This window comes from Sphingobacterium tabacisoli, from assembly GCF_017908035.1.
Taxonomy (GTDB): Bacteria; Bacteroidota; Bacteroidia; order Sphingobacteriales; family Sphingobacteriaceae; genus Sphingobacterium; species Sphingobacterium tabacisoli.
Genome location: NZ_JAEQMU010000004.1, coordinates 476,645 through 497,983 on the forward strand (window position 1 = coordinate 476,645; position 21,339 = coordinate 497,983).

At 40.2% G+C, this 21,339-nt stretch carries 22 protein-coding genes and 1 other RNA gene; 12 read left to right on the forward strand and 11 right to left on the reverse strand.

Features of this window, described 5'->3' with window-relative positions; genetic code table 11:
* From JKG64_RS16430 to mnhG, 3 genes are read left to right on the forward strand one after another with little or no spacing between them, the layout of a single operon-like run.
* Positions 1–477, forward strand: coding sequence for a Na+/H+ antiporter subunit E (locus tag JKG64_RS16430; protein ID WP_133585489.1), 477 nt, complete (start codon positions 1–3; stop codon positions 475–477).
* Positions 474–746 (forward strand): monovalent cation/H+ antiporter complex subunit F, encoded by a 273-nt coding sequence (locus JKG64_RS16435; protein WP_133585490.1) that lies wholly within the window; start codon positions 474–476, stop codon positions 744–746. The genes JKG64_RS16430 and JKG64_RS16435 overlap by 4 nt, the downstream gene beginning before the upstream one ends.
* Complete coding sequence (gene mnhG / locus JKG64_RS16440) at positions 739–1,164, forward strand: monovalent cation/H(+) antiporter subunit G (RefSeq protein ID WP_210355385.1); 426 nt, start codon at positions 739–741, stop codon at positions 1,162–1,164. Before JKG64_RS16435 ends, mnhG begins: the two co-directional genes overlap by 8 nt.
* A gap of 9 nt (positions 1,165–1,173) precedes the next feature.
* Here the strand turns inward: mnhG and JKG64_RS16445 are convergent, their stop codons facing one another.
* Genes JKG64_RS16445 through tgt form a run of 3 tightly spaced genes read right to left on the reverse strand, consistent with a single transcriptional unit; the run spans position 1,174 to position 4,362 of the window.
* On the reverse strand, positions 1,174–2,082 hold the full coding sequence (locus JKG64_RS16445) for a DMT family transporter (RefSeq protein ID WP_210355386.1): 909 nt from the start codon (positions 2,080–2,082) through the stop codon (positions 1,174–1,176).
* 15 nt (positions 2,083–2,097) lie between these two features.
* A complete protein-coding gene (locus JKG64_RS16450) occupies positions 2,098–3,180 on the reverse strand; it encodes an LptF/LptG family permease (protein ID WP_210355387.1) in 1,083 nt (360 codons plus the stop codon).
* Between the two features lie 51 nt (positions 3,181–3,231).
* On the reverse strand, positions 3,232–4,362 hold the full coding sequence (gene tgt / locus JKG64_RS16455; RefSeq protein ID WP_210355388.1) for a tRNA guanosine(34) transglycosylase Tgt: 1,131 nt from the start codon (positions 4,360–4,362) through the stop codon (positions 3,232–3,234).
* A gap of 347 nt (positions 4,363–4,709) precedes the next feature.
* Between tgt and JKG64_RS16460 the strand changes: the two genes are divergently transcribed.
* Both JKG64_RS16460 and rsmG read left to right on the forward strand, forming a co-directional pair.
* The gene (locus JKG64_RS16460; protein ID WP_210355389.1) at positions 4,710–5,849 is read left to right on the forward strand and encodes a glycosyltransferase; all 1,140 of its coding nucleotides are present in this window, start codon (positions 4,710–4,712) and stop codon (positions 5,847–5,849) included.
* Between the two features lie 61 nt (positions 5,850–5,910).
* Complete coding sequence (rsmG, locus tag JKG64_RS16465) at positions 5,911–6,546, forward strand: 16S rRNA (guanine(527)-N(7))-methyltransferase RsmG (RefSeq protein WP_210355390.1); 636 nt, start codon at positions 5,911–5,913, stop codon at positions 6,544–6,546.
* Between the two features lie 69 nt (positions 6,547–6,615).
* On the opposite strand, the gene JKG64_RS16470 is transcribed toward rsmG, so the two are convergent.
* Positions 6,616–6,849, reverse strand: coding sequence for a hypothetical protein (locus JKG64_RS16470; RefSeq protein ID WP_210355391.1), 234 nt, complete (start codon positions 6,847–6,849; stop codon positions 6,616–6,618).
* Positions 6,850–6,964: 115 nt separating this feature from the next.
* Here JKG64_RS16470 and dprA point away from each other — a divergent pair, with 115 nt between their 5' ends.
* From dprA to accD, 3 genes are all read left to right on the forward strand, one after another.
* Complete coding sequence (dprA, locus tag JKG64_RS16475; protein ID WP_210355392.1) at positions 6,965–8,065, forward strand: DNA-processing protein DprA; 1,101 nt, start codon at positions 6,965–6,967, stop codon at positions 8,063–8,065.
* A 190-nt stretch (positions 8,066–8,255) separates the two neighbouring features.
* An RNA gene (gene ffs / locus JKG64_RS16480) (signal recognition particle sRNA small type) lies at positions 8,256–8,353 on the forward strand.
* A 229-nt stretch (positions 8,354–8,582) separates the two neighbouring features.
* A complete protein-coding gene (accD, locus tag JKG64_RS16485; RefSeq protein WP_202101561.1) occupies positions 8,583–9,425 on the forward strand; it encodes an acetyl-CoA carboxylase, carboxyltransferase subunit beta in 843 nt (280 codons plus the stop codon).
* Between the two features lie 118 nt (positions 9,426–9,543).
* Here the strand turns inward: accD and JKG64_RS16490 are convergent, their stop codons facing one another.
* Positions 9,544–9,891: a hypothetical protein gene (locus JKG64_RS16490; protein ID WP_210355393.1), complete on the reverse strand. Its 348-nt coding sequence runs from the start codon at positions 9,889–9,891 to the stop codon at positions 9,544–9,546.
* 138 nt (positions 9,892–10,029) lie between these two features.
* Between JKG64_RS16490 and JKG64_RS16495 the strand changes: the two genes are divergently transcribed.
* Entirely contained in the window at positions 10,030–10,365 is a 336-nt protein-coding gene (locus JKG64_RS16495; RefSeq protein ID WP_133585554.1) for a MerR family transcriptional regulator, read from the forward strand.
* Here JKG64_RS16495 and fbp read toward each other — a convergent pair.
* The 3 genes from fbp to JKG64_RS16510 form a co-directional block, all read right to left on the reverse strand.
* The gene (gene fbp / locus JKG64_RS16500) at positions 10,360–11,367 is read right to left on the reverse strand and encodes a class 1 fructose-bisphosphatase (protein WP_210355394.1); all 1,008 of its coding nucleotides are present in this window, start codon (positions 11,365–11,367) and stop codon (positions 10,360–10,362) included. The genes JKG64_RS16495 and fbp overlap by 6 nt on opposite strands.
* A gap of 36 nt (positions 11,368–11,403) precedes the next feature.
* Positions 11,404–11,898: a metallophosphoesterase family protein gene (locus JKG64_RS16505; protein WP_210355395.1), complete on the reverse strand. Its 495-nt coding sequence runs from the start codon at positions 11,896–11,898 to the stop codon at positions 11,404–11,406.
* 102 nt (positions 11,899–12,000) lie between these two features.
* Complete coding sequence (locus tag JKG64_RS16510; protein ID WP_262897775.1) at positions 12,001–12,708, reverse strand: tRNA1(Val) (adenine(37)-N6)-methyltransferase; 708 nt, start codon at positions 12,706–12,708, stop codon at positions 12,001–12,003.
* A 125-nt stretch (positions 12,709–12,833) separates the two neighbouring features.
* On the opposite strand from JKG64_RS16510, the gene JKG64_RS16515 reads away from it, so the two are divergent.
* Complete coding sequence (locus JKG64_RS16515) at positions 12,834–13,916, forward strand: hypothetical protein (protein ID WP_210355397.1); 1,083 nt, start codon at positions 12,834–12,836, stop codon at positions 13,914–13,916.
* On the opposite strand, the gene mutS is transcribed toward JKG64_RS16515, so the two are convergent.
* Together mutS and JKG64_RS16525 are read right to left on the reverse strand one after the other, a co-directional pair.
* Positions 13,913–16,519 carry a DNA mismatch repair protein MutS gene (gene mutS / locus JKG64_RS16520; protein WP_210355398.1) on the reverse strand — a complete coding sequence of 869 codons (2,607 nt, stop codon included), beginning with the start codon at positions 16,517–16,519 and terminating at the stop codon, positions 13,913–13,915. The genes JKG64_RS16515 and mutS overlap by 4 nt on opposite strands.
* Positions 16,520–16,609: 90 nt before the next feature.
* Positions 16,610–17,599 (reverse strand): isoaspartyl peptidase/L-asparaginase family protein, encoded by a 990-nt coding sequence (locus JKG64_RS16525; protein WP_246512633.1) that lies wholly within the window; start codon positions 17,597–17,599, stop codon positions 16,610–16,612.
* A 167-nt stretch (positions 17,600–17,766) separates the two neighbouring features.
* On the opposite strand from JKG64_RS16525, the gene mtgA reads away from it, so the two are divergent.
* Entirely contained in the window at positions 17,767–18,495 is a 729-nt protein-coding gene (mtgA, locus tag JKG64_RS16530) for a monofunctional biosynthetic peptidoglycan transglycosylase (RefSeq protein ID WP_210355400.1), read from the forward strand.
* A gap of 5 nt (positions 18,496–18,500) precedes the next feature.
* Here mtgA and JKG64_RS16535 read toward each other — a convergent pair whose 3' ends face one another.
* Entirely contained in the window at positions 18,501–19,601 is a 1,101-nt protein-coding gene (locus JKG64_RS16535) for a lactonase family protein (RefSeq protein ID WP_210355401.1), read from the reverse strand.
* A gap of 318 nt (positions 19,602–19,919) precedes the next feature.
* Between JKG64_RS16535 and JKG64_RS16540 the strand changes: the two genes are divergently transcribed.
* Positions 19,920–21,290, forward strand: coding sequence for a peptidylprolyl isomerase (locus tag JKG64_RS16540; protein ID WP_210355402.1), 1,371 nt, complete (start codon positions 19,920–19,922; stop codon positions 21,288–21,290).
* Positions 21,291–21,339 lie beyond the last annotated feature (49 nt).

Sequence of the window (21,339 nt, forward strand, 5' to 3'; positions counted from 1 at the left end):
ATGATTAAGCAGTTTTTAATGAACCTTCTGCTTTCCTTCATTTGGGTAGCATTAACGGGTTCGATGTATTATACCAATTTCTTATTTGGGTTTCTACTCGGCTTTGCTATTCTGTGGATCATGAGCCGAAACGATGGTGACCGTGGGTACTTCTACAAAGTACCTCGCATTGTCAGCTTTGTATTCTATTTTCTCTTTCAAATGATCAAAGCGAATGTGCAGGTTGCTTATGACGTAATGACTCCGCGCTATTTTATGCGTCCAGGAATCGTCAGATACCCTATGAATGCACAGACGGAAATGGAGATTAATCTTTTATCGATGATGATATCGCTTACTCCAGGCACACTGATCTTGGACATCAGTGAGGATAGAAAAACAATGTACATACATGTTATGTACCTCAACGATCCTAAAAAGTTCGTACAAGAGACAAAAACAGGATTAGAACGTAGACTATTAGAAGCTTTAAGATGACACTAGCCACATACTTCGATTATTTTATACTCCCAATCCTCACGATATCGGTGATTTTAGTATTTATCCGACTAGTGAAAGGTCCTAAGGTCGTAGACCGTGTGATCGCGCTTGATTTAATTATCACGATTGGGATTGGAATTATCACAATTTTCACCATAAGGTCTAACCAAAAAGTACTATTGGATGTCGCTATCATCCTAGCCCTTATTGCATTTCTAAGCACTGTAGCTTTTTCATTTTACATAGAAAAAAGAGAAGATGATTGATATATTAATTGCTATACTAAGCACGATCGGGGCATTAGCTATTTTCTTTGCCTCACTTGGTATCTTGAGGATGCCTGATTTTTACCTTCGCCTATCGGTCACCGTAAAAGCGGCTACAATGGGGGTTGGTCTGCTCTTATTATGTGCAGCTATATTATTCCCTGATATCTCTGTCAGCACAAAGGCAATTGCTATTATCTTCTTCTTAATTATCACCTCTCCTATTGCGGCCCATATGATAGGTCGTGCAGCTTACTTAACAGGCACGCCGTTATGGAAAGGAACTATTATCGACGAATTGGCGGGACAGTATGATAAGGAGACAGGGCTTCTCAAAAATAACAAACCAGCTGAGCAAAAAGCAGATAGCGAACAGCCTCAGGGACAGATTGCAGAGAGCGAAGAGGAAACGAAATAAAACCCAGTATTACTTATTCTCTAAACGTTTTCTATTTTTGGTCCGTGCTAATCCTGCCTTTAGAAGGGGATATAGAAATACGGCTCCCAATATGATCACAGCACCAAAATAAAAGCCAACACTCATGGTCTCTTTGTGTCCCAAAATCACAATAGCGAGCAGAATCCCATATACGGGCTCCAGATTGGTCGTCAATGCTACGGTAAATGCACTTAATTCCTTCATGACAGCTACCCCTAAGACATATGCAAATGCTGTACATACGCTCCCGAGCAACAATAAATAAACCCAATCGGTAGACGAAAGAACCATCTCCGCTGTAAACTGTCCTGAAAATAACATGATAATCGAAACGCCTATAAAAGCACCTATCATCTCATAAAAGGTAATAATCGTCGGGCTGTCCTGTTTCACCATCTTAGCATTGAGAATAGAGAATAGACTCGCACATAAGGCAGCTGACAATCCAAAGATAATACCTTGCCAATATTGAAACTCAAACTTAAAGATAAGATAGATACCGAATATGATAACCAAGCCAACAACAACATCCCCTATGGCTATAGTTTTACGGTTAAATAAAGGTTCTAATATGGCTGTAAACAAGGTAAGAGAAGACAACGTAACCAGGGTAACGGAAACTGTCGATATTTTAATCGCGTGAAAGAAGCATACCCAATGTAAACCTACAATCATACCTACCCCAAGAAACCGCAACATTTTACCCCAAGGCACCACAACCTTCTGTTTACTTAGCTTAAAATACACGAAAAGTGTGAGTGCGGCAATCAATACCCTGTACCAGACCAGATGAAGGGCCGATACGGTAATCAGATCTCCTAGCACACCTGTAAAGCCCCATATAAGGACCGTAAAATGCAAAATAAGCAGATTTCGATAACGTCTTATGAACTCCATATAGTTAGGTCCGCTCTATTTCGGGGCCTTTTTCAACAGCACCAATGCCAACAGTAAGAAGGTAACACTTGGGATCAATACCGCAATCAAAGGAGGAAGCCCCCCTTTCAAAGCAAACATTGTCGAAAACTGATTAAAAACCAAAAAGGTAAAACTTAGACCGATACCAAGCCCTAGGCTCAAGCCTATTCCCCCACGAACTTTTTTCGAAGAAAGAGCAACTCCCATCAGTGTCAGAATAAACGCTGAAAAAGGGTGAACAATACGCTTATACTTCTCCAGCAATAGATCACTCATCATACCTGTACCACGAGTTTCTTCTTTACGAATCCGTTCGTTGAGCTCATCTGTCCCCATCGCCGTAAAAATATTATCGTACGTTTCAAAATCCTGAGGTTTCATATCCAGAGTCGTGTCCCTTTTTTCCCCCTTCAACATCTCTTCGCTTAGACCATTGATAATACGATTTGTATAGTTTTCAATACGCCATTTGGTCATTACCGAATCCCAGACCACACGATCAGCCATCAGCTTTTCCTTCAACTCCCTGCCATCAAATTTCTCCATCACAAATCCTGTACCGGTAGCTCTTTGTGTATCGAAATTATCAATATACACATAGGTATTACTATCAATCTGCATATGAGTAGACGATGTCGTTGTATTCACCTTATGCGGTTTTACATAGACATTTTCAAACTGGACTTTTATCTTATTAGTAACTGGTAATATATAGAGATTGGAAACTAATGAAAAGGCAAAAATCAGTGATGCTGCGATCATATAGGGACGCAGTAACCTATTAAAACTCATTCCCCCATTGAGGATGGGAACAATCTCCGTCTGATCGGCCATCTTTGATGTAAAAAAGATTACAGCAATGAAATTAATCAGTGGAGTGAGCATATTAAGAAAAAAAGGCACTGAACCCAATCCATAATACCGAAATAGCACCTGCGTAAAAGAGGCCTTATATTTTAAGAAGTCATCCAACTTTTCAGAGACATCAAATATCACGATAACAACGATAAAAATACCTACTGTAAACAAGAAGGTCGTAAGGTATTTACGGATGATGTAACGGTCAATGATATTCATTTCTCAAAGTAATAATTTAAAAAGCAAAAGTCAAAAATCTATAGCCAACACTTACAATCGTTGTCCTAAGACTTTTACCATCTTTTCCTTCCACTCATAAAATGTGCCATCTATTATCTTTTCACGCGCTTGTTTTACCAACCACAGATAGAAATGTAGATTATGCAACGAAGCAATCTGTGCCCCTAGGATTTCCTGAGATCGGATTAAATGTCTGAGGTAAGCCTTGGTATAGAACTGATCCATCATCAGATCAGACTCTGCTTCTATTGGAGAGAAGTCTGCTTTCCACTTTTCATTCTTTATATTGATAATACCATTTCTTGTAAAAAGCATACCATTACGCGCATTCCGTGTTGGCATTACACAGTCGAACATATCAATACCGAGGGCTATATTTTCTAGAATATTAATTGGAGTGCCAACCCCCATCAAGTACCTTGGCTTCTCTTTTGGCAAGATCGCTGTCACCACTTCAGTCATCGCATACATTTCCTCAGCAGGCTCTCCTACGGATAGTCCTCCGATTGCGTTACCTTCCCGTTCGAAAGAAGCAATCACTTCTGCAGATTTGGCGCGCAAGTCCTTATAAACGGATCCCTGCACTATGGGAAACAAGGTCTGATCATATCCATACAATGGTTCGGTACTATCAAAACGATTACAACATCTTTTCAACCAACGGTGTGTCATATCCAAAGAGCGACGCGCATAATTGTAATCACATGGGTAAGGCGTACACTCATCAAATGCCATAATAATATCAGCACCGATGACACGTTGTGTATCCATCACATTCTCTGGTGTAAATAAATGCTTTGAGCCGTCCACATGCGAACGGAAAGTAACACCTTCTTCTCTAATCTTACGCACTTCAGTCAATGAATACACCTGATAACCTCCTGAATCGGTAAGAATGGGTTTGTCCCAACCATTGAACTTGTGCAGACCACCAGCTTTTTGCAACACGTCCAACCCAGGTCTGAGGTAGAGATGATACGTATTTCCCAATATAATCTGGGCCTGGATATCATTGACCAATTCATGTTGATGAACGGCCTTAACAGTTCCTGCCGTACCAACAGGCATAAAAATAGGGGTTTCAATCTTTCCGTGAGCGGTCTCCATCACTCCCGCACGTGCCTGGGAAAGTTTATCTTGAGCTTGAAGCGTAAATTTCATATGTAAATAATTTGTCCTTTAACGGTCATATGGAATATCCAAAGCATTTTCATTCGTCTTTGTGTAGCCTGTACTACATGGATATTGCATATATATTAAATTTGATTTTCAATGGTCATCCGCCAGCTGGCGGATCCAAAATATATTCATACCTGTTTGTACAGTATGTACTACATAGATATTTTATATTATTAAGTTGACCTTTGATAGTCGTATTGGAATATTCTAAATCCACTGCAAAAATACTATAAAATTTCAACCCGACGACACCTTTGCTATTTAATTAGCAATTCTTAACTACTAATGTTATAACTATTAAAAAGAACGCCTTATCTTTGAGTTTTCATATGAATTTTTACAACTACATCATTCCAAATATCGCCTATATAACTTATGGAGTCTTAGGTGTCCTATTATTGTTCCAACTCTACTACATTTTATTCGTGTACAGCAAATTAGCCGTATACAAAGTAAAAAGTTATAAGGAAACTGAAAGCCTCCCTCCATTGTCAGTCATCATCTGTGCACACAACGAACAGCAAAACCTAGAGGTATTTCTACCTAAGATTTTGTCTCAGGATTACCCACAATACGAAGTCATCGTCGTCGATGATTATTCTAGCGATGATAGTCAATGGATATTGCAGGCTTTTAAGGCAGAGCACCCTCATCTTCGTATTGTAGAAATCAAAGAACACATCCAGCTCAAGCACAGTAAAAAGTTTGCTTTAACACTTGGTATTAAAGCAGCAAAATACGAACACTTGGTAATGACGGATGCCGATTGTGAACCACAATCTAACGAATGGCTCAAAGAGATAGGAGGTGCGTACAATTCTTCTAAAGAAATCATATTAGGCTACTCACCCTATTTTAAAAAGAAAGGCTTTCTCAATAAGCTTATCCGATTCGAAACGACACACACCGCGATGAGCTACCTTTCCTATGCCTTAAAAGGCGATCCATATATGGGGGTAGGCCGAAACCTTTCCTACTTGAAAAGTCTATTTTTCAAAGGCAAAGGCTTCAATGCACATATGCATATCAAATCCGGAGATGACGATCTATTTGTAAACCAAAATGCTACAGTTCGGAATACCCGAATTGCTATAGCTCCGGATGCTCATATGTATTCTGCTCCAAAAGAAAGCTGGAGTTCCTACTACAAACAAAAAGCCAGACATTCGGGAGCCTCTGTAGCCTATAAAAGTAAGCATCAGTTTATGTTGGCCACGCAACTTGTTACAGCTTTTCTTTTTTACGTTGTACTTTTCCTGGCACTCGCCCTTTTACCCTCATTATGGTATATTGGTGTAGGCGTATTTTTCTTACGCTATCTATGTCAATTCATCGTCTTTCGCCCAATATTCCTTAAGCTTAAAGTCAAAGATTTACTCTTCTGGTTGCCGATATTAGATTTGTTCTTTTATTTCTACATCTGCTTAAACGGACTGTTCAACAGAAAAAAGAAGCAAAAATCTTGGTAATATTTTAAAACATTGCATTACGAACAACGTATTATATAACACCCTATAACTCTAATAAAACGTGAATCCAACAGTAGACATTATATACAAATACTTCCCAAACCTTACTGCGATCCAAAAATCACAATTTGAAAAGCTCGCAGAAGTGTATCCTTTTTGGAACGATCAGATCAATGTGATTTCCCGCAAGGATATTGAGAGCCTATATCTTAAGCATGTATTACACTCGCTAGCGATTGCAAAGTTTGTACAGGAACTTGCACCAGGCACACGGATCCTCGATGTCGGAACTGGCGGCGGCTTTCCTGGTATACCGTTAGCCATCTTATTTCCCGAGGTGCAATTTCATCTGGTAGACTCCATAGGCAAAAAGATAAAGGTAGTGCGTGGCGTCGCAGAGGCGATCGGTTTGACTAATGTGGAGGCTGACCATATCCGTGCAGAACAACTAGACTATACCTATGATTTTGTCGTCTCTAGAGCAGTGACGAGATTAGGCGATTTCGCACCTTGGATTAGAAACAAGTTTGAGAAAAAGGATAAAAATGGAATACCAAACGGTATTCTTTACCTTAAAGGTGGAGATTTGAAAGAAGAAATCAAAGAGTCGAGATTGAAAGCGGAGTTACATCCTTTGACTTCCTATTTTGAAGAGGATTTTTTTGACACCAAATACGTCGTATACGTACCGATGTAACGGTCTGTTTTTGAAATATTCCAGGAGTTCTTTGTAGCAAAGCTCCTGGAATATCAAGTTGTATGTGAACTAACTCCCGAGTTCTTCGATTATTTTGCTACCTATCAAGTTAATTTCTTCATCCATTCCAAACAAAGGTAACCCCGTCTCAGGGTGCAACTTCAACCAACTGGTCTCTGTGTCCTTGATGATCTGAACATATTCTTCTCCATCTTTAAAAATGGTGTAGGTATCTTTTTCATCGGGAAAAACCGAATAGGTGATGTCTCCGATCTCTATATCGAAAGGTTCTTGCATTTCCATGATTTTACTATTTTTAAACAGCAAAGTTAACAATCTCTATCCAAGTCCAAGCCAAACTCCCTAATAATATGATATTGGATATGCATTATATTTTAACTAATTTTATATACCGATTATGAATATACTTGATAAAATTGCCTTAACAAAAATAAAGGGCATAGGCCCCAAATTGAGCCGTAATCTACTGGAATACTGTGGTTCTGTGGACGCTGTATTCAATAACTCAAAAAAAGATCTCCTCGCTATCCCTGGTATAGGTCCTACTGCCGTTGAAAGCATTTTATCCAAAAGCTATCTTAGAGAAGCCGAAGCAGAATTAGAGTTTATCCAAAAACATCAGATTGAAGCAATCTGGATAGAAGATAACAACTACCCCGGCAGACTACGTCACTGTGAAGATGCCCCCATCCTATTGTATTATAAGGGCACGGCAGACCTCAACCCTAATCGTGTAGTAAGCATCGTCGGTTCCCGAAACTCGACGCATTATGGACAACGTATCTGCGAAAAGCTTGTCGAACAACTAGCGGCACTCGATGTTCATATCATCAGCGGACTAGCTTATGGTATCGATGTCTTAGCACACCAGTATGCGGTCAAGCAGCACATCCCTACTATCGGTGTATTAGGCCATGGATTAGATCGGATATATCCCGCTGCCCATCGGGAGATTGCCTCCAAAATGTTGAATAATGGTGGTTTGCTCACTGAATTTCCATCAGAGACGAATCCCGACAGACAGAATTTCCCTATGCGTAACCGAATCATAGCAGGGCTCGCCGATGTCACTATCGTCATAGAAGCAGCGATGAAAGGAGGGGCCTTGATCACCGCCGAAATAGCCAACGGTTACAACCGGGATGTATGTGCATTTCCTGGTTCCATTGAACAGGAATACTCCGCAGGGTGCAATTATTTGATTAAGACGAATAGAGCACACCTCATCCGCCATGCCGAAGACCTCTGCTATCTCATGAATTGGGACGCCATCTCGATCAAACCCGAAAAGCAACTTATTCTGTTACCGAAAAATCGGAGTCGGGATGAACAGAAAGTATATAACTTTCTTTCTGAACAGGAACTCGAGCAGGCCACAATTGATCAGATTGCCTGTTATTGCGATTGGCCCCAGAGCAAACTTGCTATTGTATTACTGGAAATGGAACTTGAAGGTCATCTTTTATCCTTGCCTGGTAAAGTTTTTAAGCTAATCTAACCTTTTTCCACCAAAATACCAGGTGATGTATTCTTCAAATCAGAATAAAAGAAAATGAAAACACCCTATTTAGGGATATAAAATGTGCTATCGTCCATAAAATACATTTTTTTCAACCTGTATATCAACACCGTACGATTTAAACACATTATAGTTCTTGTTAAATAGATTTTTTTTCTATTTTTGCGGTGGGTAAGTCCTTTACGACCAGCTCCCATTGACTCCCCCAGGTTGGGAACAAAGCAAGGGTATTTGGTTGAGCGGTGCGATAAAGGGAGCTTACCCATTTTTTGTGCCCAAAATTTTGAAACCAAGAATGGCACCATCTACTTAACAATTTCCACCAAGTCCCTATAAGTCCCCTAAAGTCTGTCCAAGTCCCCTCAAGTGCCCTGTAAACGGTGTATAGATCTGTTGATTCTAGCATCCACACAAGGGTGTTACAACTTTACTCCGCATTAACTTTTAAGTTTTAAGTTTCTTTTCGTTTATTTGTAGTTCGAATTAACACGAGTATATGAGTTGGTTTAAACGAAACAAAGCTGGTATCAATACCGCAACAGAAAATAAGAAAGAAGCACCTGATGGCATGTGGAATAAATGTCCTTCATGTAAAAAGCCTCTTTTAAACTTAGAGCAAATCGAAAACAATTATGTTTGTCAATATTGTGGTTACCATATCCGTATTGGATCGGCAGCTTACTTCTCTATTTTATTTGACGACAACGCCTTTACAGAATTATTTCCCAATCTCACTGCTGGTGACCCTTTACACTTTGTTGACAGCAAACCTTACAGCGAACGTCTGGTAGAAAGTCAAGCAAAAACAGGCTTAAAAGATGCACTCAGAAGTGCACATGGAAAGATGGATGGACGAGACATCGTGATAGCATGTATGGACTTCAATTTTATTGGCGGTTCTATGGGATCTGTTGTTGGTGAAAAGATTGCACGCTCTATTGATTACTGTATAGAGCATAAGTTGCCTTTCATGTTGATTTCAAAATCAGGTGGGGCCAGAATGATGGAGGCTGCATTTTCATTAATGCAGATGGCCAAAACATCGGCTAAACTAGCGCTGCTCAGCCAAGCAAAACTTCCGTACATCTGCTTGTTAACAGATCCTACTACAGGAGGTGTTACAGCATCTTATGCCATGCTTGGAGATATCAATATCGCAGAACCAGGAGCACTTATCGGTTTTGCTGGACCCCGGGTTATCAAGGAAACAATCAAGAAAGACCTTCCTAAAGGATTCCAGACATCGGAATTTGTATTGGAACATGGATTTTTAGACTTTATCGTTGATCGTAGACAACTTAAAGAGAAAGTCTCAACTTTCCTGAAGCTCGTTCAATAAAAATATTATATAAAAGAGAAGCAGTCCAAAAAAGACTGCTTCTCTTTTATAAATCTACGAGTAGTGAATACTTCTACATTTAGGCTCAATAAAGTTATTACTCCAATATAACCTAAGCTTATCGATAGTACTTTCTAAAACTCCACATCTTTCTGGTTCGGAGATAATGTAGATCGGATTGTTTCAAATACGCCTCCCTTTCGAAGCTAATATTCAGGTAGGCTGTTTCTACCTTCCTATAATAGATTAGTCTTATCAAAAACTCCACACCATACAACACGTAAAAAGGTAATACCAACAACTCGAGAGCCTGTGCAATATGAATCCGTTCATGGTTCATCAAGTCTTTATCTTTCAACATTATTTTACGCTGTACAAAGATAAAGGGAAAAATAGTCACCGCGCTGGCTCTACTGAAGGAGAACAGATTGGTTAAAAACGAGCTAACAATAACTTTACCTTTCATACCCCAAAAGTAATTAAAGGGATCAAAATAACCATAATCGAAGTTTCTGGGCTTCGGAGGCATTTATTTTTAATCAGGTATTCGTGAATACCAAGCATTTTGTCTAAGTTTGCTATGGTACAAACAGATATATTAAATATGCCTTACAAGGAACGAGAAATTAACAAATTGTATTATACAATGGGCGAGGTCACCAAAATGTTTGACGTGAATGCTTCGCAAATCCGTTTTTATGAACGCGAATTTGATATCCTACAGCCTAAGAAGAATAAAAAGGGGAATAGACTGTTTACGCAGACTGACATTGCCAACCTCAAAATAATCTTCAATCTAGTAAAAGACAAAGGCTATACATTGCAAGGAGCACGTGATTATCTCCGTACGAATAAGACTGAAGCAAAAGAGAACCAACGTGTCATTGATTCTCTTGAGCGACTAAAGTCATTTTTAGTTGAGGTTCGGGATAGTCTATGATTTATCCAAGAACTCCAATACTTTATTAACCATATCCGTACTACCCAATATTGCGGGAACGCGCTGATGTAGTTCTTCTGGTGCTATTTCTAATATTCTTTCCGTCCCGGTTGTCGCCTTCCCTCCCGCTTGCTCTATGATAAAGGCAATAGGATTACATTCGTACATCAATCGGAGCTTTCCTTTAGGCTGTAAGGCTGTCTGTGGATAGATAAACACTCCTCCCAACAACAGGTTCCTGTGGATATCCGCTACCATAGAGCCTATATATCGAGAGGTATAAGGACGATTGGTACCAGTATCTTCCTCCTGACAGTATTTGATATAATTCTTTATTCCTTGAGGGAATTTCAGATAGTTTCCTTCATTCACCGAATAAATATGCCCTTGCTGAGGAATTTTCATATTGGGGTGAGATAGACAGAACTCCCCTATCGATGGGTCTAAGGTAAATCCATTCACCCCTTTCCCAGTCGTATAGACAAGCATCGTCGACGACCCATAGATAATATACCCGGCAGCCACCTGACGTAACCCTGTCTGCAATAGATCCTCTTGCGTCAGTGCCTCACCGACCTGACTGATCCGACGATATATCGAGAAAATAGTCCCTACGGAGACGTTGACTTCGATATTGGAGCTTCCGTCCAATGGGTCGATACAAACGATATACTTCGCATTTTTGGAAATCCCCGTATCGGTCAGTTCCACACCCTCCTCCTGTTCTTCAGAGGCAACAAAACAACACTCTCCTCCATCTTTCAGTGCTGCTATAAACTGTTCATCGGCATAAACGTCAAGTTTCTTTTGATTTTCGCCAAATACATTGGTGTCTCCTACCGTCCCCAAGATATCCACCAATCCTGCTTTGTTGACCTCACGGTTGACAATCTTAGCTGCGATTCCAATATCGCGCAACAATCGGGACAATTCCCCTTTTGCATAAGGAAAATCCGTTTGTTTTTCAATAATAAACTGACCTAAAGTTTTTAAGGATTTCATAATTTATTTTTATAAAAAACAAAAATATGAAAATATTTACCGATTAAACAACTCTATTATTTCCAAATTTTTAATTTCACCCAAATCAAGGTCAAAACGCATCAATGTTCTTACGGTATGCCAGCCTTGTTTTCCTGCCGCACCGGGGTTTAAATGCAGTAAAGCTAGCTTTTGGTCATACTGTACCTTCAGAATATGGGAATGTCCACAAATAAATAATTTAGGAGGATTCTTAATAATTTCAGCCTTTATGCCCGCTGCATAGCGCCCAGGATACCCTCCAATATGTGTCATCCATACATCGACGCCTTCACAATTGAAACGTAGGTGTTCGGGGCACTCGGTCCGAATGTCCTTCCCGTCTATATTTCCGTACACTCCTCTGAATGGTTTAAAATCCTTCAATCGTTCTACCACATCGAGACTACCAAAATCTCCTGCGTGCCATACTTCGTCACAGTTTTCAAAATGTGTGAAAACAGCTTCATCTAAATAGCTATGTGTATCGGATAACAATCCTATTTTTTTCATATATAAACAATTACTAAATGATGCTCCAATGGAGCAATCAATTTGTTTAAGCGTTCTCGGTCCATTTTGTCAATGAGTGGCACATTCGCTGTACCACTTGTATTAAAACCCAAGAAAGAAGGGCTTCAAAAAGCCTTGATAAGCTTTAGAGTAAACTCCTTTCTCTTCGTAAATGACGAAATCAACTCGTTCTTGTTGGCAGAGATTTTCTTTACCCAAAATCATAATCTTACGGATTGGCTCCGTATGAGCAAAAGAACGGATACCAACCTCCTTAATCAATATCAATCCATTCTCGTCCGTGTACCGCAAGAGCTCATCACTTAGATCGACAGGCAGAACCAACTGTAGTGTACCCCGAGAAGAAAGCCTGCGACTGGAAAAAGTCAGAAGACGCTTAAAGAAATCCAAATCCGTATGCCTAGCAAGGCGCTTACGACCGTTTGGGTTATGCAACGCATTGATATAGAAAGGTGGGTTACTAACAATCAGATCATACACTTCCTGTTCGGACATCGTCTCAAAATCTCCAAGTCGAGCGTACATACGTTCTGCGAATCTAGATGTCTTAAAATTTTCCTCTGTCCGTTGATACGCGGTCTCATCAATATCAACCGCATCAACCATAGCATCTGGAAAACGTTGTGCCAACATCAACGCGATTACTCCTGTCCCAGAGCCAACATCTAAAATACGAATTGGTTCCTGAGCTTCGACCATTGCCCCCAGCAAGACCCCATCCGTATTAATTTTCATCGCACAACCTTCTTGATTGACTTCGAACTCTTTAAATTTAAACACCGACCCCATGGAGAGCAAAGTTAGCCTTTTGCCATTGATGAAACTAAAAAATAATTCGTACTTTCGAATGTACTTTTGTATTATCAAACCCTATGCGCTACCTTTATTTACCATTATTTATATTCATTTTTTTTGTGTCGTCCTCGTTTGCCCAAAATGGCTGTGAACCGGTCGTGAATGCTGCACTTCAGAAGTTACCAAACGTTTTAATTAAAAATGATTTTGGTCAATTGAAAACCATCATCAACACCTTAAAAGGAACCTGTGAGAAAAATGAGCTTGGGCGTCGATTAGAAATTATTTCGCAATTACTACAGAAACAGAACACTAGTCTATCTATCAACGCTTATCTCGAAGGACGCTATGATGATGTACTAATACAACGTTTTGATGCTGCTGCAAGCAGAAACCCCAATGGTACATATCGACAAAACCCGAAGAAATACCAATATTTCCCATTGAACCATCCAGTCGACTCTCTCCTAAAACAGAAAGCCGTAGCGCTATTACAATCGCAAAGCTATGTCTTGAATAAAGAGGAGACAGCCATCACCTATCTATTTGCAGATGATATTGATGAATTTCTTCGAGAACGCAATAAAAAACCAGCAAAATCAGTTTCTCACAGCACAACAGGCTATTACCCAACGAAAAATGTAATGAATGGCCCAACGATTGGGCTCAGTGCTGGTATCTTCAGTCCCTTTGACAGCAACCCTATCTTTGACCAGTCCGGGATATTTGGAATATCCTATATGGGATCCTTGAATAATTCTATCGTCTCTGAACTCGTTTATAAATTCAGGGTACATAATAATTCCCGTCCCTTTGATATGCGTTATAAACGGGAGATACGTGAGGTAAACCCTAACAGTAGCCATTTTATCGGTCTCGGCTTTGGTTACAAGGCCTATGACAATGGAACTCTTATCTTATTATTACCCAAAGTAAATACAGGGCTAGGATTTATTTGGACAGGTCTATCCGACTCTTACTACTATACAGATGAGTATGGCTTTGAACGTAAAAGTGTCTCACTCCGGAATATCAAGACCTGGCACAACAGTATTGGAGTCACAAGTATGGTACGCCTTCAAAGGAAAACCTTTATAGGCGTAGAGCTCAGTTATCACCTCATTCCTTACAATTGGGATGATAAATTAGTACCACATGTACCGAGTGACTATGGCAGTGCCGAATTCTTTATCCGTTTTTAATTCTTGAGTAGACGCTGTATCTCGTCCAATTTCATTAGGGCTTCTACAGGTGTCAGCGTATTCACATCTAGATTGTTCAACATATCCCTGATTTTCTCTAGGATAGGATCATCTATCGCAAACATCTGTAACTGGTACGCCTGTTTTTGAATCTTGCGCATACTGTCCTTGATCTTTTCGCCACCTGTACGTTCCTGTTCTAATCTTTTCAAGATCTCTGAAGCACGACCGATCAGTCTAGGTGGCATACCCGCCAACTTGGCTACATGTATACCAAAGCTATGTTCCGAGCCACCTGGCACGAGTTTACGCAAGAATATGATTTTGTTATTGACCTCTTTGACCGAGACATTAAAGTTCTTAATCCGCGGCATAGAATTACTCAATTCATTCAATTCGTGGTAGTGTGTCGCAAACAACGTCTTAGCTCTAGCACTTGGGTGTAAGTGCAAAAACTCTGCAATAGCCCAAGCAATAGAAATCCCATCATAGGTACTAGTTCCCCGTCCAATCTCATCTAATAGAATTAAACTCCTATCGGAAAGGTTATTCATGATACTAGCGGTCTCATTCATCTCGACCATAAATGTCGATTCTCCTGAGGAAAGATTGTCCGATGCCCCTACCCGGGTAAATATTTTATCTACAAGCCCGATATGCGCCTCCTTTGCTGGGACAAAGCACCCAATCTGTGCCATCAATACTATCAAACCTGTCTGACGCAATAAGGCCGACTTACCAGCCATATTGGGACCCGTTATTATTATAATCTGTTGCGAATCGGGATCTAGAAAAGTGTCATTTGTAATATAGTCCTCCCCAATCGGAAGATTCTTTTCGATAACAGGATGACGTCCCCCTTTTATATCCAGAATTTTGCTATTACTAATCTCTGGTTTGATATAGTAATTTTTCTCCGCTATTACAGCAAAATTAAGCAGTACATCAAGCTTCGCTATCAGTTGCGCATTTAACTGTACCGGTTTTATATATTCGCTAATCGCAAGGAGCAACTCAGCGTAAATCCGGTTTTCTATAGCCTGGATCTTCTCCTCTGCTCCGAGAATCTGCTCCTCATATTCCTTAAGTTCTTCTGTAATATATCTTTCGGCATTGACTAAGGTCTGCTTACGGATCCATCCTGTCGGCACTTTATCCTTATGGGTATTGGTTACCTCGAGATAATATCCAAAGACGTTGTTAAAAGCAATTTTCAGCGAAGGTATACCTGTTATTTCGGACTCCCGACGCTGGATTTCCAATAGATAATCCTTTCCTCCAAACGCGACTTTACGCAATTTGTCTAGATCGGCATCGATTCCATCTGCGATTACGTTTCCTTTATTCAGTGCTACCGGTGGCTCAGCTTGAAGTGTCTTTTCAATCTTCTCCCTGATCAAGGCACATGGATTCAATTGTTCAGAAATCATCGAAAGAGCCTCTGAAGCTTTAATATCAGTCAGTGCTTTTAGCTTTTCGACAGCATATAGAGAGCGCTTCAATTGAGATATCTCTCTTGGATTAGCCTTTTGAAGTCCAATTTTACTGATTAATCGCTCTAAATCTCCTACTTGTTTTATTTCACGGATCAGCTCATCACGCAGGTCCCGATGTTGATGAAAATAATCAACCACATTGAGACGTTCCTGTATTGATTTGATGTCTTTTAAAGGCATCACGATCCAGCGCTTCAATAGGCGTGCCCCCATTGGCGACGACGTTTCGTCTAATACGTCCGACAATGTAATCGCATTCTCATTGGCCGACCCAATCAGTTCCAAATTACGGATAGTAAAACGGTCCAACCACATATAGCGGTCTTCCTCTATCCGTGCAATATGAGAAATGTGCTGTAGATTACGGTGCTCCGTCTCGTTCAGATAATGTAATGCTACGCCTGCGGCAATAATCGCTGTAGGCATACGGTCGATACCGAAGCCTTTTAAAGATTGAACCTCAAAATGCTTTAAGAGATTTCCTTCGGCAAAATCTCCAGTATAAGGCCACTCATCCAGTGAATAGGTATAATATTGAGTTCCAAAATTTGTAGCAAACTCTTTAGACTGTTTACGTGGCATAATAACCTCTGTAGGTTTAAAACCTTGAAGCAATTTATCAATATAACCAGCACTACCTTGCGCTACAAGAAACTCTCCCGTAGAAATATCTAAAAAAGAAATCCCTACCGAATTTTTATCAAAAAAAACAGAAGCTAAATAATTGTTCGACTTTTGCTGTAGGATATTATCACTATATGATACCCCTGGGGTCACCAACTCAGTCACTCCTCTTTTGACAATAGTCTTCGTCATCTTAGGATCTTCCAATTGGTCACATATCGCTACACGCTGACCCGCTCGTACCAATTTTGGCAGATAAGTCTCCAGTGAATGATGAGGAAACCCTGCAAGTGCAGTTTCGGACTCAGACCCATTTCCTCTTTTGGTCAAGACAATACCCAGGATTCCCGCTGCTTTAATCGCGTCCTCACCAAAAGTTTCATAAAAATCACCAACACGGAATAATAATAATGCACCAGGGTACTTCGCTTTGATCGTGTTGTACTGCTGCATTAGGGGAGTTTCTTTCTTTACCTTTGCCAATGGAAATCTGTTTTTTGTTGAGGTGTAAAAATAAGAGAATTGTGGGGATTTGACAAACCGAATATCCTTCTATTAAAGCATTACGGCCTATTACTTATAAATCTCCACCTTAACCTCGCCAGATTCAGTAATATATCCCCTATACATACCTGCTGTATTGAACGGCAAGGCTACATTCCCATCTTTATCCAGAACAATCATTCCTCCATCACCTCCCACTTCACCAATTTTGCGAATCACTTCTTTTGACGCTTCTAAAGCAGATAGTGCTTTGTACTCCATCAATGCAGCGACATCATAGGCGGCGACATTGCGTATAAAATATTCTCCCCAGCCTGTACAGGAAATTCCGACTTGTTTATTCGCATAGGTACCGGCACCAATAACCGGAGAGTCTCCAACACGACCAAATTTCTTATTTGTCATTCCTCCGGTTGATGTACCAGCTGCGATATCCCCTTTGCCATCCAGGGCAACACAGCCCACCGTCCCGAATTTCTCATCCTTCCATTCAGGTTTTGTACCCGATTGCTTGTCATTATGATCTAACTCGACCGCCTTACTATCTTCTTTTAATATACGCTGTAAAGCATCCCAGCGTTCTTCTGTGTAAAAATAGGATGGCTCCACCTGTGTTATGCCCTGTTCTCGGGCAAATCGTTCGGCTCCATGCCCCATCATCATCACATGAGGTGAACGCTCCATCACAGCTATAGCCGCAGTTATCGGGTTCTTTATTGTGGTCACTCCTGCTACAGCACCGGCAGTTCCATCTTTTCCTTTCATGATAGAAGCATCCAGCTCATTTGTCCCTTCATGTGTAAAAACAGCTCCTTTTCCGGCATTAAATAAAGGCGAATCCTCCATAACATGGATAGCAGCTTCTACAGCCTTCTCGCTACTTCCACCAGTTTTAAGAATATCATAGCCAGCCAGCAATGAAGCACGGAGCGCATCCGTATAGGCCTTCTCTTTCTGAGGCGTCATTTTGGACTTCAAGATTGTTCCTGCCCCACCATGTATCACAAGGACTACCTTATCTTTAGGGACCGCCTGTTGTCCCATAGCAACTGAACTCATAAATATCAAAAATAAAAAAAGTGTGTTTTTTGCGATCATAATACAGATAATAATCCTGTAAATTAGTAATTTTTGTATAATGTATCTACTTATGACTTAAAAAAGCAATTGAGACTACATACTTTGTTGGTTTTTTTTTAGGTTTGCATCGAATTTGTGATTAGGTCATGGCAATAAAACGTGGTAACTATAAAAAGAAAAAAGTGTCTCCCACTTCTTGGAAGAAACAGCTAAAAAGTTGGTCTATCCGAATAGTAGTGGGATTTTTCGCGTTAAGTATCTTTTGGGTACTTTGTCTAAAGTTCATCAACCCGCCCGTCACCTACCTCATGATAAAAAGGGGATTCCAATGGCAGTCAGAAGGCAAGGGCTTTAAGATAGAAAAAGAATGGTTGCCTTATGATGACCTTTCAAACAATCTGAAGAGGGCAGCCCTGGCCGGTGAAGATGCCCACTTTATGAGCCATAATGGTTTTGATACAGACGCGATCAAACAGGCATTGGAGAAGAACCAATCCGGAAAACCACTTCGAGGTGGTAGCACCATCAGCCAGCAGGTTGCAAAAAATGTTTTTCTTTGGCCAGGACGTTCTTGGCTCAGAAAAGGTCTAGAAACATATTTCACATTTCTAATCGAAATCATCTGGAGTAAGAAACGTATCCTTGAGGTGTACCTCAACGTAATCGAAATGGGGCAAGGCGTCTACGGAGCGGAGGCAGCTTCACACTACTATTTTAACAAATCAGCAAAAAGTCTAACGAAGAAAGAGGCAGCTTTAATTATCGCTATCTTACCCAATCCAAGACAGTGGGATGCCCGCCGTCCGTCCAACTATGTCAACTCAAGGGCCAATAATATAGTCCGCTACCTTAATCATTACGACATTCCCGAGTAAAATAATCAAAAAATCAGGCAGACTGGCTTGCTAACAGGTATAGTCGCAGATTCGTCTATATGTAAAGCTCCTGTCCGTTTGTTTCTTTTAAAAACAGTAATCTGATTGGAGATCTGATTGGTTACGAAAGCCCAACGTCCATCTGCAGAGATGTTTAGGTTTCTAGGGGAATTACCTCCCGTAGAAACGATACTTTTTACCCGAAGCGTTTTATCTTTCATCACCTCATAGCATGCAATTACATTTGCATCACCCCGATTCGTTGCATAAACAAATTTTCCATCAGGCGACATCTTTATATCTGCGGCGCCATGTTCTCCCTTAAAACCTTTATTATATATAGGAAGCACCTGAGCATTGACCCACTGGTTATTTTTCTGTTGGAATACCGCTAGTTCTCCTGTCAATTCGAGCACGCTGTATATACATTTTGCATCATCCGAAATGACAACATGCCTTGGACCAGAACCCTTTGGAGCCGATATACTATCGATTCTATGAAAGCTGTATCTCGCTCCCTTCTGCTGTATCTCGTATATATAGATTAAATCGGCTCCTAAATCGGACACAAATAATCGAGAGCCATCCGCAGAGAAAAAAGCAGAATGAATATGTGAACTCGACTGCCTATCTTTATTAATGCTACTGCCTTCAAACTGGATAAAGTCTTCTTCCTGATTTAAGCTTCCATCATCTTTTAAAGAAAATAAAACTAACGAGCCACTACTATAATTGGAAACGACCAGCACAGGCTTAGTCGGACTGAGGGACACATGACAAGGGTGCGCTCCCTTGGTAGGTAAAGTCCCCATGATCGCTCTACTTTCCAAATCGATTGCCGTCACACTACCTTCGTTATTCTCATTGACAGCATACAGCATCTGCCCTTTTCTAGCTAAAAAAGAAGGGTTGTCCATCGGTATAGTTCCTAAAAAAGTAGAAGCACCTGTAGTGGCTTCAAAATCATAAAGCTGTGCTCCTTCACTTCCTCCTGCTGAAGTATATGTTCCTACATACAGCTTAGCCGTTTGTGCCTGAATATTCAAAAATAAACTTGGGACCGACAGCCCTAAAAAAACAGCAAACACTTTACTTAAATCAATCATATTATACCTGCGTTAAATTTCGTTAAAAACGATATTAGCCTTTGTCAAAAAGCTATATTCGTAACAAAATATAGAATAAAAAAGACATTAATAAATCAAACAAGATAATCTTACCGCGCCTTCTCTAATTATTTCAAGTCCAGGTTCGAGGAGATGATCTTATTCTGATGAAAAATACGACTTTTACAAATTATTCTGATATTTTTGTATACAAATATTGAATAACGCTTATTATGAAAGAATCATGATTTATACAGTCCCATTGAGGAATGAATAAATCAGATCACTTCATCACAAATTAAAAACAAATCAGAAAAGATGAAAAAAATCTTAGGGATATTTCTTATTCTATCCATATACTTTTCACCAACTTTTGGACAAGAAAAGCTGATAGACCGTGTCATATCAACTGTTGGTACAGGCCATATCTTACAGTCGGACCTGGAGTTGGAGTACACACAATATCTAGCGCAAGGAAACGCCCCTAATGACAAGATAAAATGTTATATCCTCCAGCAGTTGTTGACGCAGAAGCTTTTAGCACAACAAGCAGTAATTGACTCTGTGGAGGTATCTGAGAGCGAAATCGATGATCAATTGAACTTCCGTATCCGTTCTATGATCCAAAAAGCTGGAGGGAAAGAACGATTGGAAGAATTCTTAAACCGGTCAATATTACAACACAAAGAGGAAATGCGTCCTGCTGTTGCCGAACAATTAAAAGGAAACAAAATGCAAGGACAATTAGTGTCTAAAGTAGATGTCACTCCCCAGGAAGTAAAAAAATATTTCCAAAGCTTAAATGCAGATAGCTTACCTTATTTCAATACAGAAATCGAATATGCACAATTGGTTATCAACCCGGTATTAACCAAAGAAGAAAAAGAGCAGTTCCGCGCAAAAGCAGAGGGATATCGTAAGCAGGTATTGGATGGTTCAGATTTCGGAACTATTGCACGTCTATATTCCGAAGATGGTTCTGCCCCTTATGGTGGTGAACTGGGCTTCAGTACAAGGGATGCATGGGTAAAAGAATTCTCAGCACAGGCCTTTAAATTGAAAGCTGGAGAAATGTCTCCTGTATTTGAAACACAATTTGGTTTTCACTTCCTCCAGGTTCTTGAAAGACGCGGAGAAGAAGTAAATGTACGCCATATCCTAATCAAAAGTAGACCGACAAACGCAGCGCTGTCACGTACCAAAGCGAAAATAGATAGTATCTACGACCTTATTGTAGATACAAAACGTATGAATTTCAATACTGCAGCATCCTTATACTCGGATGACAAAGAAACGAAATACAATGGTGGTGTAGTGACCAATATGGAAGACCGTTCCACATTAATCCCGGTCGATCAACTGGATGATGTATCGGTATTCAATGCCATAGACCCTTTAAAAGAAGGTGAAGTATCTAAAGCTGTACTCTATACAGACAAAAGAACAGGGGAATCTTCCTATCGCATTTATTACTTAAAGTCCAGGATTGCTCCTCATAAAGCAAACCTAGATCAAGACTTTGCTAAAATTAAGGAAGCCGCTCGTCAGGACAAAGTAAACCGCACACTGAGTGAATGGTTTGAATCTAGAAGAGAGACAACTTATATCGATATAAATCCTGAGTTCTTATCCTGTGATGAATTAAAAGTCTGGGCAAAGACAGCAGATAAAACTGCTAAAGGCAATTAATAAAAAAGGCGAAAAGTAAAACTTTTCGCCTTTTTTATGCTTTAATCTA